The organism is Flavobacterium glaciei, assembly GCF_003350545.1.
Classification (GTDB): Bacteria; Bacteroidota; Bacteroidia; order Flavobacteriales; family Flavobacteriaceae; genus Flavobacterium; species Flavobacterium glaciei.
Genome location: NZ_QQBA01000014.1, coordinates 1 through 15876, shown reverse-complemented (window position 1 = coordinate 15876; position 15876 = coordinate 1). Strand labels below are relative to the sequence as shown.

The window sequence follows — 15876 nt, the reverse complement described above, 5'->3', positions numbered from 1 at the left end:
GAAATAGTTTTTTGTTAATTTGCTCTAAATTTAGTCCTCTTTGATGCGGCTCTACAAGATCTATTGGATTTTTTAGTAAAAGAATCTTAATTGAAGGTTTTGACGCTCAGATATGATATGTAAATTAAAAATATGAATTTAACAAAGTGGTACCAATTTATCAAACCCAATTTAAAATTTTATCAATCTGGTTTTTTTGAATTTCCTTTTTTGGCAAATACGCCAGAGTTGATGATAGAAGCAACTATAAAAACTCCAGGAAGCAAGCATCATGTAAAAGATCAGCTAGTGACTTATGTAAAATAATCGTGTTGTATTTCTGGTATTAAATAAATTTTGTTAATTTGCTTAAAATTTATTCTTGTATGATATGGTTTTTAATTTTTTTAAGAATTGTTTTCTTAGAAATCTTATTGAAAAGGTTCTGTTACTAGGATATGTAAATCAAAAATATGAATTTATCAAAATGGTTCCAATTTATCAAGCCTAATTTTAAGTTCTATCAGGATGGTTTTTTTGAATTCCCTTTTGTAGCAAATACCCCCGAATTATTCATAGAATCCACAATAAAAAGTCCTGGCAGTAAACATTTTGCTAGTGAACAATTGGTTCGTAGAAACAATCCTTTTATTAAAGGTACCATGCGTTATCGCAAAATAGATGATGGCTTGTGGCTTACCATTACTGATATAGAGTTTAAGCATGATAGCGTAATAAAATCAGTCTATGCTCCTGATGTTCCTAGTGATCATTATTCCATAACATTTTCGGTTTTTGAAAGTGAAGTGAAGTTGAATAATATGTTTATCAATAAAATGCCTTTCCAAAATAAATTTTGGGCTTTCAAAAAACCTGGTGTTGATGTGGGTGCTTGTTTTTATAAAGGATCTAAATGCCTCTTTTATATCTATTACGTTAGCCCAAGTTGGATTCAAGATCATATTCCGCTGGATCAATTGGATCGAAATATTCCTTTCAAAAAGTTTTTAGATTCTGACAAAGGTTTTATATCCTATCAAGATATTGTGCCCAATGCGGAGGAATTATCTCAAGATATTTTAGAAACATTCAAAATATTTAATTCAGATGTTTTAAATAAAACAATTTTGAAATCACAATCGCTAAGTTTGTTAACTTCCTTTTTTAAGCATGTTTTTTTAGACAATCGCACTAATGATTACCAAGGAAAAGGGTCTGTGGATTATAAAAAAATAGCAAAATGTGAGTTGCTAATTACTACAAATTTATCCAAACCTTTTATTGGAATAGATGCATTGTCCGAGAAACTCCGGATTTCTAAATCAAAATTAAAAACAGACTTTAAATCGGTTTATGGTTCTTCTATACTACAATATAATATCGATAAGAGAATGGAACTAGCTTTACAGATGCTTAAAAACACAAACATGCAAATTAAACAAATTGCGCTCGCAGTAGGCTACGACAGTCCCGGTAAATTTAGTGCGGCCTTCAGACGAAAGCATGAAAAACTCCCTTCAGAGTTGCGTCCAGAAAGTACGATACAGTAAAATTACTTTTTTAGATTCAAAATTATTGCCACCCATTAAAAGGATTTATGCAACTTATCATTTTGCATGAATCCTTTTTTTGTTGCTTGTTTTTTACGTTGGGTATATCCTTTTGTGTTCAAGGATTTATGTTTTTTTTTTTTTTTTTTTTTTTTTTTTTTAAAAAAAAAAAAAAAAAAAAATTTTTTTTTTTTTTTTTTTTTTTTAATTTTTTTTTTTTTTTTTTTTTTTTTTTTTTTTTTTTTTTTTTTTTTTTTTTAAGTTTTTTTTTTTTTTTTTTTTTTTTTTTTTTTCTTCTTAAAAAAAATAGTGAAAATGTCCGAATGGGCTATCGATTTGTCCGAATGGGCTACTCGAATGTTTTTTTTCTATAATATCTTTGCACTCTTTTATAGTTTGTTAAAAATAACTAAAATATAAGATATGAATAAACTTTACTCATTACTGGCTTTTCTATTTTTTAGCCAAATCTATGCGGTTAACTTTACAGTTAACAACATAAGATACACAGGGAGCGATAACGCACCCTACACTGCAACTGTTACGGGTCATACTTTTTCGTTCTTTGGTGCCGCTGATTTATCAACGGTAACCTATAATGGAAATAACTACACCGTAACTTCTATTGGGATTAATGCTTTTAGTGGGTCTAGGTATTTAACTTCAGTAACTATTGGGCATGCAGTAACTTCTATTGGAGATTTTGCTTTTAAATCTTGTACTAGTTTAGCATCTGTAACTATTCCTAATTCGGTGACATCTATTGGAAATAGTGCTTTTGGAAGTTGTAATAGTTTAACTTCTATAACTATACCAAATTCGGTGACATCTATTGGTAATGCTGCTTTTGAATATTGTACAGGTTTAACATATGTAACTATTGGTAATTCGGTGACATCTATTAGATATAATGCTTTTTTTTCGTGTACTAGTTTAACATCTGTAACTATTCCTAATTCGGTGACATCTATTGAAAGTAATGTTTTTTCATTTTGTTCTAGTTTAACATCTGTAACTATACCAAATTCGGTGACATCTATTGGGTCGCAAGCTTTTTATAATTGTACTAATTTAACAACAGTAAATTGTTATGTGTTAAACCCTATTGCTATTAGTGCAGATGTTTTTCAAATAATAAATCAGTCAGCGTGTGCTTTAAATGTACCTATTGGTAGTGAAGCAGCTTATGAGGCAGCAGCAGTTTGGACAAATTTTAACCCAATAAATGGAAATTTAAACATCGCTCCAACAGACATTTTACTTTCTGCATCAGCTATTAATGAAAACAAAGCTGCCAATTCAACCGTTGGAACTTTTGGTTCTACAGATGCAAACACAGCAGATACATTCACATATACTTTGGTTGCAGGAACAGGAAGTACCGACAATACTTCTTTTAATATCTCAGGAAATACTTTGACAATCAATGCTAGTCCAGATTTTGAAACCAAGTCGTCTTACTTAATTCGTGTAAGAACCACCGATAATGGCGATTTAAGTTTTGAAAAAGAGTTTACCATTACTGTAAATAATGTAAACGAAGCACCAACAGATATTTCACTTTCTGCATCAGCTATTAATGAAAACGTAGCTGGCAATTCAAGCGTTGGAATTTTTAGTTCTATAGATGCAGATGCAGCAAATACATTCACATATACTTTAGTTGCAGGAACAGGAAGTACCGACAATGCTTCTTTTAATATCAGCGGAAATAGTTTAAGAATTACAGCAAGTCCAGATTTTGAGACTAAAAGCTCGTATGCAATTAGAATTAGAACTACAGATCAGGGAAATTTATTTTTTGAAAAGCAGTTTACTGTTGCTATTAACAATTTATGTGATGTATCTTTTACAGTGGCTCAAACCAATGTGTCTTGTAACGGTGGATCCAATGGTAGCGCAACAGTTACTGTATCTGGTGGAACATCAGGTTATACTTATTCATGGTCTCCAACTGGAGGAACAGCTGCAACAGCTACTGGTTTAACAGCAGGAACATATACATGTACAATCACTGATGCAAATTCGTGTACAACAACAGCAAGTGTTACCATTACCCAGCCAAACGTTATGACTGTAGATGCTGGGCCAACAACTGTAACCTATTGTGCAAATGCTATTACGCCAATTACAGCTACAAATATATCAACGAATTTTCAAGGAGCTTATGCACCAGCTAACTGGGCTTTTGCTAACGCAAATGCCGATGGTAATGTAAACACAACTAATGCTCCGGCAAGTATAACTATTACTGGTGGAAATAATAATGGGGATAATTTTTTTGGTGGAAGCCCAGGGGATTCTAGTTATTCTATTACTTTTACTCCCAATACAACTGTTTCATTTAATTGGGCATATAGTACAGATGATGGAGGTTTTTCTGATTATCCTCAAGTCATAGTAAACGGAGTTGCGACAATAATGCAAGGATATAATATTAATACTTCACGCCCAGAAACTCAATCAGGTACTATGACAGTCAATGTAACAGCTGGTCAAACATTTGCATTTAATATGCATACAGTAGATAATAAGTTTGGAGCTGCAACAGTTACAATTAGTAATTTAGTAATTAGCAATTCAGATGGTAGTTATTCTTGGGTAGCTACCAATGGAGGTTCTATAACAGGAGCTACTAATACAGCAAATATGACACCTGCAACATCAGGTACATATACGGTTACAGCAACTAATGCTAATGGTTGTTCAGCTACAGATAGTGTTGCGGTAATTATTGCAACAGCAACTACATCGCAAACAGATGTGTCTTGTAATGGAGGATCAAATGGGGCAATCAATTTAACCCCAACAGGAGGAACTGCTCCCTACACTTTCAACTGGGGTGGAGGAATCACAACTGAAGACAGAACAGGATTAGCCGCAGGAACATATACATGTACAATCACTGATGCTAGTTCGTGTATAACAACAACAAGTGTCACCATTACAGAACCAACAGCTTTAGTGGCAAATCTTACAACGCAAACCAATGTGTCTTGCAACGGTGGTCCTACTGGAAGTGCAACAGTATCTGTATCTGGTGGAACATCAGGTTATACTTATTCATGGTCTCCAAGTGGTGGAACAGCTGCAACAGCTTCTGGATTAGCCGCAGGAACATATACTTGTACAATCACTGATGCTAATTCTTGTACAACAACAGCAAGTGTTACCATTACACAACCAACGGTAATTGATTTCACAACAACAGTTTTGTCTGGTTATGATTATAATACTGGATATAGTCAAACTATAGTAGCTTCAGGAGGAACAGGATCTAAAACGTATGCAGTCACAGCGGGAAGTTTGCCTTCTGGTTTTTCGCTATCAACAGCTGGACAGATAACAGGTATTTCGACTCAAATTGCTGATAGTAATTTTACGGTTACCGCTACTGATGCTAATAGTTGTAGTGCTACCTATGATTATATACTGAAATTAAATCAAATCCCAATTACCGTAACTGCAACACCTTCTCAAACTAAAGTATATGGGGAGAGTGAACCTGTTTTAACTTATACAGCGTCACCAAGTTTGCTTTCTGGAGATTCATTTACAGGATCTTTAACAAGAGTTAGTGGTAAAAATATTGGTAATTATGCTATTAATCAAGGTTCACTTTCTGCTGGGTCTAAATATTTAATTACTTACGCTGGTGCTAACTTTTCTATTACCGCAAAACCAATCACAGTAACAGCTGATGCTAAAACAAAAGTGTATGGAGCAGTAGATCCTAGTTTAACGTATTCAGTTTCGCCAAGTCTGGTAGGAACAGATGTTTTCACAGGAACTTTGACAAGAGTTTCAGGTGAGAATGTGAGTACTTATGCAATCGAACAAAATGACTTAAGTGCTGGATCTAATTATGCAATCACTTATGAAGCTGAAGATTTTGCTATTACCGCAAAACCAATCACAGTAACAGCTGATGCTAAAACAAAAGTGTATGGAGCAGTAGATCCAAGTTTAACGTATTCAGTTTCGCCAAGTCTGGTAGGAACAGATGGTTTTACAGGAACTTTGACAAGAGTTGCAGGTGAGAATGTGGGTACTTATGCAATAACACAAGGAGATTTGAGCGCAGGTTCTAATTATACAATTGCTTATGTAGCTAAAGATTTTGCTATTACTGCAAAACCAATCACAGTAACAGCTGATGCTTCACAAACTAAAGTGTATGGAGCAACAGATCCTAGTTTAACGTATTCAGTTTCTCCAGGTTTGGTAGGAACAGATGCTTTCACAGGAACTTTGGCAAGAGTTGCAGGTGAGAATGTGAATACTTATGCAATAACACAAGGAGATTTAAGCGCAGGTTCGAATTATACAATTGCTTATGTAGCTAAAGATTTTGCTATTACCGCAAAACCAATCACAGTAACAGCTGATGCTTCACAAACTAAAGTGTATGGAACAACAGATCCTAGTTTAACGTATTCAGTTTCGCCAAGTTTGGTAGGAACAGATGCTTTTACAGGAACTTTGTCAAGAGTTGCAGGTGAGAATGTGGGTACTTATGCAATAACACAAGGAGATTTGAGCGCAGGTTCGAATTATACAATTGCTTATGTAGCTAAAGATTTTGCTATTACCGCAAAACCAATCACAGTAACAGCTGATGCTTCACAAACTAAAGTGTATGGAACAACAGATCCTAGTTTAACGTATTCAGCTTCGCCAAGTCTGGCAGGAACAGATACTTTCACAGGAACATTATCAAGAGTAGTGGGAGAGAACGCTGGTACTTACGCGATTGCACAAGGAACATTAAGTGCTGGAGCTAATTATACAATATCGTTTGTTTCGTCAGATTTTACAATTGCAGCTAAACCAATCACAGTAACAGCTGATGCTTCACAAACTAAAGTGTATGGAACAACAGATCCTAGTTTAACGTATTCAGTTTCTCCAAGTCTGGTAGGAACAGATGCTTTCATAGGAGCCTTGGCAAGAGTTGCAGGTGAGAATGTGGGTACTTATGCAATTGAACAAAATAATTTAAGCGCAGGTTCGAATTATACAATTGCTTATGTAGCTAAAGATTTTGCTATTACTGCAAAACCAATCACAGTAACAGCTGATGCTTCACAAACTAAAGTGTACGGAACAACAGATCCTAGTTTAACGTATTCAGTTTCGCCAAGTCTGGTAGGAACAGATGTTTTCACAGGAACTTTGTCAAGAGTTGCAGGTGAGAATGTGGGTACTTATGCAATTGAACAAAATAATTTAAGCGCAGGTTCCAATTATACAATTACTTATGTAGCTAAAGATTTTGCTATTACCGCAAAACCAATTAACGTAACTGCAGCTGCAAAAACTAAAGTATATGGCACAACAGAGGTTCCTCTAACTTATATTGTTACACCTAGTTTACTTAGTGGAGACTCCTTTACTGGAGCTTTAAATAGAGCAATAGGTGAGAATGTTGGGACATATGCAATATCGCAAAACACTTTAAGTGCTGGTGCTAATTATGTAATTAATTTTGTGTCTGCCAACTATAACATTACTAAAGCCAACCAAGAAATTACTTGGAATCAAACCTTAGTTTCAGATTGTGGTAGCTCAGCTTCAATAGCGTTGACTGCGACTTCTACTAGTGGTTTAGGAATCAGTTTTTCATCTTCAAATAGCAATGTGGCAACAATTGTAAATAACGAATTGGTGTTTGTAAATCCTGGTTCAGCAACGATTACAGCTTCTCAAGTAGGAGATAATAATTTCAATGCAGCACCAAGTATTGTATTGCCTGTTGTAAATAGCCAGCCAAATTTGATTAGAAAACAATTTGAAGATGTTATCTTCTTCGACAATAGTTCAAATCAATTTGTTGCTTATACATGGTATAAAAACGGAGTAGTAGTTGCTGGTCAAACAGCGCAATACTTCAAAGAAACAGGCGTATTAAATGGTACTTACTATGCAGTTGCAACAAAGAAAGACGGAACACTAATTAGTACTTGTCCGTTAGTTATAACATCTAATGGAGTAGTAGAAACCATGAATATTGCTCCTAATCCAGTACGAAGTAACTCAAGCTACCAATTAATTACCAATATAGAGTCTGCTAAAATCCAAAATGCTCGCGTGACGGTGTTCAATATACTTGGGTCATTAATGACAGACAAAGTGGTTAATGAAAGCACAATTGAGATGGTTGCACCAAGTGTAGACGGTATTTATATTGTGAAACTTACTTTGTCTAATGGTAAGATGTTTACGAAAAATCTTTTAGTAAGAAACTAACTAATTTATGGATATGAAATCCTCTTTTTTAAACAAAGAGAGGATGGATTATTCCTATGAAAATAACATACATATGAAATTTAATAATAAACAGATACTAGTACTAGTTGCCGCGCTTTTCTCTACAGCAGCAAGTGCCCAGTTTTACGTTGGCGTACAGTCAGGAATTGCTAATATTCAAAGCGATGTAAAAGGTGTTAGAGCAAGTCATAAAATAGGAGGCGCTGTTAAAGCAGGATACATTTATAATATAACAGAACACATTGGTATTGGATCTGGTGTCGAATTTGCACAATACAAACAAAAAGTATTTTTGACTAAGGGCGATGCAATACAATCAAATTTTGAAGTTGATGAGACTACATCTGCATTTATTTATAACGTAACAAGTGCTAATTATCGAGAGGAGCAAACATTGCAAGCTATTCAAATTCCATTTTTTGTGCAGTATAGAAGAAATATTAATGTTGGTGTTGATTTCAACTTTAGAGCTGGAGTTAAGTATTTTTTACCTGTAAATTATAAGATCGAAGCTTCTGCAAATGCTGTTACTGGAGTTGGTTATTATCCGGATGTTAATTTAACTATTAATGATTTGCCAGACTATGGTTTTGGAACACAATCGCCTTATTCTCAATCAGGAGAATACCAGACAAAAGGTATATTGATGAGTAGTTTTGAATTGGGTTTTACTTTTCAGATGGGAGAGAAGAACGCCTTATATGCAGCTATGTTTTTAGATAGTGGATATAGTTCCATTTTAGATCAAAAACAGAATGAGTCTTACATTGGATATAGTCAAAAATCGATTACCGATAGAAAAGCAAATGGTTTATACAGCACAGATAAAGAGGCAACAATCAAGCCTGTAGCGTTTGGATTAACATTAGGTTGGAATTTTAAATAAGTATTTTGGTTTGAATAATTACTAAGGTCTTGAGAAATCAAGGCCTTTTTTTGTTCATAACTTCCCTTTTCTTTAGACTAAAAAAAGCCTAAATTTGAAATTCATTTTTTGCTACTTTCATTAATTTTAAAGTGTTTAAAACCAGTTAAATACACTGTCTAAATCTATGGGTTTAGGCACCCTTCTCTTTGGGGAGGGCTGGGAAGGGGATTTATGTACTTAATATTCGATACCGAAACTACAGGATTACCAAAACGTTGGGGCGCTCCCATTTCAGATACGGATAATTGGCCGCGTTGTATTCAAATTGCTTGGCAGTTGCACGATGATATGGGAAAACTCATCGAGCATCAAGATTATTTGGTCAAGCCCGAAGGTTTTAATATTCCTTATGACGCGGAACGAATTCACGGTATTTCTACGGAACTAGCTGAAGCTGAAGGTATTTCGTTGGTGGAAGTTTTGGAAAAATTCAATATTGCCTTAGGTAAAGCTAAATTTATTGTGGGTCAGAATTTAGGTTTTGACATCAATATTATGGGTTGTGAGTTTTATAGAATGGGCGTTGAAAGCCATATGAGTTCCATGCCCATTCTCGACACTTGTACGGAAGTTACCGCTTCCTTATTGAAATTGCCGGGTGGTCGAGGAGGAAAGTTCAAATTGCCTACGCTAACGGAATTGCACTCTTATCTTTTTAATAAACCTTTCGGCGAAGCGCACAATGCGACTGCCGATGTGGAGGCAACTACGCGTTGTTTCTTGGAGTTGATTCGTCGTGATGTTTTCACAAAAGAGGAACTGGATGTTCCAGCTAGTTATTTTCAAGATTTTAAAAGTAAGAATCCAAATGAGATTAAACTCATTGGTTTAAAGCATATAAATCTCAAGGAAGCATCTGATAAAATTCGTCAGCAGTTTGGAGAAAAACAAGCTCCTGCCGTTTCCAGAGCAGAACTTTCTGAGAATAAAAAGGTTCTTGTTGATACACAGTTCGTTCATTTACATAATCATACACAGTTCTCAGTGTTGCAATCTACCATTAGCATTGCAGCATTGGTAAAAGCAGCGGCACAACAAAAAATGCCAGCCGTAGCCATGACGGATCATGCGAATTTGATGGGTGCTTTTCATTTTGTCCGAGATATTTTATACCATAATAAAGCGGCTGAAGCCAAAAATAAAGCGGCAATCGAAAATGGTGAAGAACCTACCGAAGTTCCGATGAAACCAATTGTGGGTTGCGAATTTTTTGTTTGCGAAGACCATAAAAATAAATCTGTTAAGGACAATGGGTACCAAATAGTCCTTTTGGCGAAGACCAAAAAAGGCTATCATAATTTGGCTAAAATGTCCTCTATTGCATATACAGAAGGTTTTTATTATGTGCCCCGAATCGATAGGAAAGTCATTCAGGAATTCAAAGAAGATATTATTGTTTTGTCTGGAAATCTCTATGGCGAAATCCCAAATAAGATTTTAAACATTGGTGAAAATCAAGCCGAAGAAGCTTTGATTTGGTGGAAAAACGAATTCAAGGAAGATTTCTACATTGAGGTGATGCGTCACAATCAGGAAGATGAAAATCGGGTGAATGCGTCTTTGATTTCATTGGCAAGAAAGCACGATGTTAAGATCGTTGCTACAAATAATACCTTTTATATAGATAAGGAAAATTCTAATGCACATGATATTTTGTTGTGTGTGCGAGATGGTGAAAAGCAAACTACGCCTATTGGCCGTGGTCGCGGCTATCGTTACGGATTGCCTAATCAGGAATACTATTTCAAGTCGGGAGACGAAATGAAACAGCTTTTTGCAAATTTGCCAGAAGCAATTTCGAATATTTCAGAGATTGTGGATAAAATCGAGATTTTCGATTTGGCGCGTGAAGTTTTGCTTCCAAAATTTGAAATTCCAGTTGAATTTAATAATCCCGAAGATGCAGTTGATGGCGGAGTACGTGGAGAAAATGCGTATTTAAGACATCTTACTTTTGAAGGAGCTAAAAAAAGATATCCTGTAATTACTGAAGAAATTCAGGAACGATTGGATTTTGAATTGTTAACGATTTCTAATTCTGGTTATCCTGGTTATTTCCTGATTGTACAGGATTTAATCGCTGAGGCGAGAAGCATGGGAGTTTCTGTAGGGCCTGGAAGGGGTTCAGCTGCGGGTTCAGTGGTGGCGTATTGTTTGAAAATCACCAATATAGATCCCTTAAAATACAACCTGCTTTTTGAGCGTTTCCTGAATCCGGATCGTGTGTCACTTCCCGATATTGATATCGATTTTGACGACGAAGGCCGAAGCAGCGTAATGGATTATGTAATCCGAAAATACGGTTCGAAACAAGTGGCGCAAATTATTACATACGGTAAAATGGCAACAAAATCGGCGATTCGTGATACCGCCCGTGTTTTGGATTTACCGTTATTTGAAGCCGATAAAATTGCGAAATTGATTCCAGGAATGATGCCTTCCAAGTGGAATTTAGCTCGTTTTTTAAATGAAAAAGAAGACATCATTAAGAAAGCGGTTCGTCCAGAGGAATATGATAAAATTAAAGAATTAATAAGCCTTGCTAATGAAGATGATTTGGGTGGAGAAACCATTCAGCAGGCAAAAGTTTTAGAAGGAAATTTAAGAAACACAGGTATTCATGCTTGTGGGGTGATTATTACACCTAGCGATATTACGAATTTTGTTCCTGTGGCTACCGCCAAAGATTCGGATTTGTATGTAACTCAATTTGACAACTCGGTGGTAGAAAGTGCCGGTTTGTTGAAGATGGACTTCTTGGGTTTGAAAACCCTTACCCTGATAAAAGATACGGTCAAATTAGTTAAATATAGAAGTGGAATCGACCTTAATCCAGATGAGTTTCCAATTGATGATTTAAAGACATACGAGCTTTTTCAGCGTGGTGAAACGGTAGGGATTTTCCAGTATGAGAGTCCGGGAATGCAGAAATACATGAAGGAATTGAAACCAACAGTATTTCCCGATTTGATTGCCATGAATGCGTTGTATCGTCCAGGACCAATTGCTTATATTCCGAGTTTCGTAAAGCGAAAAAATGGCGAAGAGGAGATTATTTATGATCTTGATGCTTGTGAAGAATTACTAAAAGACACCTACGGAATTACCGTTTACCAAGAGCAGGTAATGCTTTTGTCCCAAAAACTGGCAGACTTTTCCAAGGGTGATGCCGATGTTTTGCGTAAAGCAATGGGAAAAAAACAAAAGGACGTTCTGGACAAAATGAAACCTAAATTTATCAGTCAGGCTGCTGCCAAAGGTCATGATGAAGATAAGCTGGAGAAAATTTGGAAAGACTGGGAAGCCTTTGCAGAATATGCCTTTAATAAATCGCACTCTACTTGTTATGCATGGATTGCCTATCAAACAGCTTATTTAAAAGCTAATTATCCTGCTGAATATATGGCGGCTGTATTGTCTAATAACATGAGTGATATCAAGCAAGTTTCTTTCTTTATGGAAGAATGTAAGCGAATGGGATTGCAGGTTTTAGGGCCTGATGTGAACGAGTCTTTTTATAAGTTTACCGTTAACGATGATTACGCGGTCCGTTTTGGAATGGGAGCTATTAAAGGAGTAGGTTCTGGGGCAGTAGCGACTATTGTAGAAAATAGAAAAGATGGAAAATACAAATCGATTTTTGATCTGACAAAGCGTATCGATTTGCGTGCAGCGAATAAAAAAGCATTAGAAAATCTGGCTTTAGCTGGAGGATTTGATTCGTTTACAGGAACTACGAGAGCACAATATTTTCATGATGATGGTGATGGAATTACTTTTTATGAAAAAGCGATTCGATACGGATCGAAATTTCAGGAAAATGAAAATTCATCGCAAGTAAGTTTGTTTGGAGATACCAGTGAAGTGCAAATTGAAGAACCTGTTGTTCCACCATGTGAGGATTGGAGCACTATGGAAAAATTGGCAAAAGAAAAAGAGGTTGTTGGGATTTACATCTCGGGACATCCGCTTGATGATTACAAATTTGAAATGAAATATTTCTGTAATGCCAAGATAGAGGCATTAAAAAATATGGAACTTCATGTTAATAAAAACTTGGCGTTTGGTGGAATTATCAATAATGTGCAGCATCGTGTAGCCAAAAATGGGAAAGGCTGGGGTATGTTTACCTTAGAAGGTTATGATGAAAGTTATGAGTTTAGAATTTTTGGAGAGGAATATCTAAAGTTCCGCCATTTCTTTATACAAAATAATTTTACGTTTATCAAAGTATTGGTAAAAGAGGGTTGGACTGATCGTGACACTGGAAAAAAAGGGGAGCCGAGATTGCAATTTGTGGAGGTAAAGCAATTGCAGGATGTCTTAGAAGCCTTCGCTAGAAAGTTAGTTGTACTTTTGAATATTGCTGATTTAAAAACAGATTTTATCCATAAATTGAGTCACCTTTTTCAAGATAATAAGGGAGATAATACAGTAACTTTTGAAATTATGGAATTAGAAAAAACAAAAAAAATGGTTTCTGTTGCTGCTGTTGAAATTGAAAATGAAGAGGTAGCTTTTGCAGATGAGAATGAAGATTCTGAAACGGGAACTCTTGAAATTCCAGAGACAGGAACAGATGCTAAAATAGAAGAAGTTGAAGAAATAAAAGTGGTTACTAAGCTAGTTATGCCAAGTAGAAAGCTAAAAATCAAGATTTCTAACGAATTACTAGTGGAGCTGGAGAAAATGCAAATTAACTTTAAGCTGAATTAGAACCGTATTTCATGGCCCTGAGGCAGACAGTTAAAAAGAACTAACGAAGCAAATAGCTACTAAACCTTGCAAACTTAAATGGGTTGAAATAGTTTGATAAGAATTGACAATATATTAATAGTCAAAACTAATTTACTAATAGCGTTTGATTAGTTTTTAATTTCTAAATTTGTATCCTAGTTGGAATTTAAATTTTCAAACAATAAATCTAAATAAAAATAAATATGGCATTAGCAATAACAGATGCTACTTTTGAAGAAGTAGTTTTGAAATCAGACAAACCGGTAATGGTAGATTTTTGGGCAGCATGGTGTGGACCTTGTAGAATGGTAGGTCCAATCATTGATGAGTTAAGCAATGAATACGAAGGAAAAGTTGTTGTAGGGAAAGTAGATGTTGATGCAAATCAAGAATTTGCTGCCAAATACGGAGTGAGAAATATCCCAACAGTATTAGTTTTTCATAACGGAGAAGTTGTAGGGAAACAAGTAGGAGTTGCTCCTAAACAAACTTACGCGGATAGTTTAGACGCTTTGTTGTAATCGGTAGATTATGATTTATATAGAATCTGTATGGATTCAGATAAAAGGTTTGGCGAAAGTCAAGCCTTTTTTTTGTTTAAGCTAAATTTATTTCAGCATCTTGATTTATTTTTGATTCTGTAATTCTTTAATTTTTAAATCGAACAATCTTTTAATATATTTGGAATATGAAGATCGACTCGCAAATAGAAAAAATTTCCAGTTTTCAGCATTTAGAATTACTAGCCAATCAAGTGGTTGAAGGTTTTATATCAGGAATGCATAAAAGTCCGTTTCATGGTTTTTCGGCTGAATTTGCAGAGCATAAAGTCTATAACGTAGGCGAAAGTACTAAACATATTGATTGGAAATTGTTTGCCAAAACAGATCGTTTGTACACCAAGCGCTTTGAGGAAGAAACTAATTTACGATGTCATCTTATTATTGATAATTCTTCGTCGATGCATTATCCTAAGTTAAAAGACAGTCAGCAATTTTTTGAAAACAAAATCGGCTTTTCGGTTTTGGCTTCGGCAGTTTTAATGAATCTTTTAAAGAAGCAACGCGATGCTGTTGGACTTAGCGTGTTTTCGGATACATACGAGTACTACGCGCCTGAAAAAGGCAGTGATCGCCATCACCGAATGATTTTAAATACACTTGAAGGGCTTTTAGAGAAATCTGTGGTTAAGAAAAGTACTGATACAATTACATTCTTGCATCAAATAGCCGAGAAAATCCACCGTCGTTCTATGATTATCCTATTCACGGATATGTTTCAGTCCGATAATGAAGAGGCGTTGTTTAATGCATTGCAACATCTGAAACACAACAAGCATAAAGTGGTCTTATTTCATGTTGTCGATAACAAAACAGAGCTGAATTTTGACTTTGATAATGCTCCAAGGAAGTTTATTGATGTTGAAACGGGAGAAGAAGTGGCTGTTTTTGCTGATAATGTCAAAGATGAATACGAAAAACAGATAGAAAGTTACTTCAAGAAAATCGCTTTGACTTGCTCGCAAAACCGAATAAAGTATATTCCGGTAAGTGTTGGGGAAAATTTTGAAAAAATTTTAATGACATACTTAGTTGAAAAACAAAACTTTGGGTAATAAGGTTAAAATTTATCAATATTTTTTTCTAAAAATGCTTGTGTAAACGGAAATCTATTGTATCTTTGCCACCGCAATAACGCAGAGGTTTGGTAGTTCAGTTGGTTAGAATACATGCCTGTCACGCATGGGGTCGCGGGTTCGAGTCCCGTCCAGACCGCAATATTGGGAAAAGCCTTTCATAACAGAAAGGCTTTTTTGCCCACATAAGGTTTTTAACGTTAGTTGTGTTGTTTGCTACGAATTTGTAACTCGTAGTAGGTTTAGTAGTTAGACCAATGAAAAGCTTTTCGCCTCGGCGAATAGCTTTTTTGCTTTAAGAGAAGGCTACGGTCATTTTTTTAGTCCTTTAACTATCAGGTTTAAGTGAGTGTTTTTCAATCCATTTTGAATGAAAATACTAAATTTTGAATAAAGAATAATACTGGTTTGGTAGTTCAGTTGGTTAGAATACATTCCTGTCATCTCGTTTTGAGAACGAGACGGGTTCTATTCCAGAACTGGGTTGAAGAATTAGAATGTTATAGATTAAAATACTGGTTTGGTAGTTCAGTTGGTTAGAATACATGCCTGTCACGCATGGGGTCGCGGGTTCGAGTCCCGTCCAGACCGCCAGTAATAAAAAGCTTTTCTTTAAGAAAAGCTTTTTTGTTTTAGCATGTTTATTAATTAAAACAACTCTGATTTATATTGCCATACAATGGATCAATCCTAAAACCTGTGGGGAAGCAAAAATTAAGCATAAATATTAGTTAGCCTAAAAAGGAAAAACGCAACGTTTCTAACGCCTCTAAATT

At 35.4% G+C, this 15876-nt stretch carries 7 protein-coding genes and 2 tRNA genes; all 9 read left to right on the top strand.

All coding sequences use genetic code 11. The features are described from left to right. Positions 1-132: 132 nt before the first annotated feature. The 9 genes from DFR66_RS13935 (at position 133) to DFR66_RS11495 (ending at position 15694) form a co-directional block, all read left to right on the top strand. Positions 133-306 (top strand): hypothetical protein, encoded by a 174-nt coding sequence (locus tag DFR66_RS13935; RefSeq protein WP_158634652.1) that lies wholly within the window; start codon positions 133-135, stop codon positions 304-306. Between the two features lie 146 nt (positions 307-452). Continuing rightward, positions 453-1529: a helix-turn-helix transcriptional regulator gene (locus DFR66_RS11535; RefSeq protein WP_114754988.1), complete on the top strand. Its 1077-nt coding sequence runs from the start codon at positions 453-455 to the stop codon at positions 1527-1529. A 423-nt stretch (positions 1530-1952) separates the two neighbouring features. Then, the gene (locus DFR66_RS11525) at positions 1953-7778 is read left to right on the top strand and encodes an MBG domain-containing protein (protein WP_114754987.1); all 5826 of its coding nucleotides are present in this window, start codon (positions 1953-1955) and stop codon (positions 7776-7778) included. Positions 7779-7851: 73 nt separating this feature from the next. Then, positions 7852-8685, top strand: a complete 834-nt coding sequence (locus tag DFR66_RS11520) for a porin family protein (protein ID WP_146841199.1) — start codon at positions 7852-7854, stop codon at positions 8683-8685. 213 nt (positions 8686-8898) lie between these two features. Continuing rightward, on the top strand, positions 8899-13443 hold the full coding sequence (gene dnaE, locus DFR66_RS11515; RefSeq protein WP_114754985.1) for a DNA polymerase III subunit alpha: 4545 nt from the start codon (positions 8899-8901) through the stop codon (positions 13441-13443). A 224-nt stretch (positions 13444-13667) separates the two neighbouring features. Beyond that, entirely contained in the window at positions 13668-13985 is a 318-nt protein-coding gene (gene trxA, locus DFR66_RS11510) for a thioredoxin (RefSeq protein ID WP_024980008.1), read from the top strand. Positions 13986-14152: 167 nt separating this feature from the next. After that, on the top strand, positions 14153-15079 hold the full coding sequence (locus tag DFR66_RS11505; protein ID WP_114754984.1) for a DUF58 domain-containing protein: 927 nt from the start codon (positions 14153-14155) through the stop codon (positions 15077-15079). A gap of 86 nt (positions 15080-15165) precedes the next feature. Continuing rightward, positions 15166-15239: transfer RNA gene (locus tag DFR66_RS11500), tRNA-Asp, on the top strand. Positions 15240-15617: 378 nt separating this feature from the next. Continuing rightward, positions 15618-15694, top strand: a tRNA-Asp gene (locus tag DFR66_RS11495). The last annotated feature ends 182 nt before the right edge of the window (positions 15695-15876 follow it).

Excerpts from the sequence above, each read along its gene's own strand:
- DFR66_RS11535 (WP_114754988.1), top strand. The coding sequence starts at position 453 with ATGAATTTATCAAAATGGTTCCAATTTATCAAGCCTAATTTTAAGTTC.
- dnaE (WP_114754985.1), top strand. The coding sequence starts at position 8,899 with ATGTACTTAATATTCGATACCGAAACTACAGGATTACCAAAACGTTGG.
- DFR66_RS11525 (WP_114754987.1), top strand. The coding sequence starts at position 1,953 with ATGAATAAACTTTACTCATTACTGGCTTTTCTATTTTTTAGCCAAATC.
- DFR66_RS11520 (WP_146841199.1), top strand. The coding sequence starts at position 7,852 with ATGAAATTTAATAATAAACAGATACTAGTACTAGTTGCCGCGCTTTTC.
- DFR66_RS11505 (WP_114754984.1), top strand. The coding sequence starts at position 14,153 with ATGAAGATCGACTCGCAAATAGAAAAAATTTCCAGTTTTCAGCATTTA.
- trxA (WP_024980008.1), top strand. The coding sequence starts at position 13,668 with ATGGCATTAGCAATAACAGATGCTACTTTTGAAGAAGTAGTTTTGAAA.
- DFR66_RS13935 (WP_158634652.1), top strand. The coding sequence starts at position 133 with ATGAATTTAACAAAGTGGTACCAATTTATCAAACCCAATTTAAAATTT.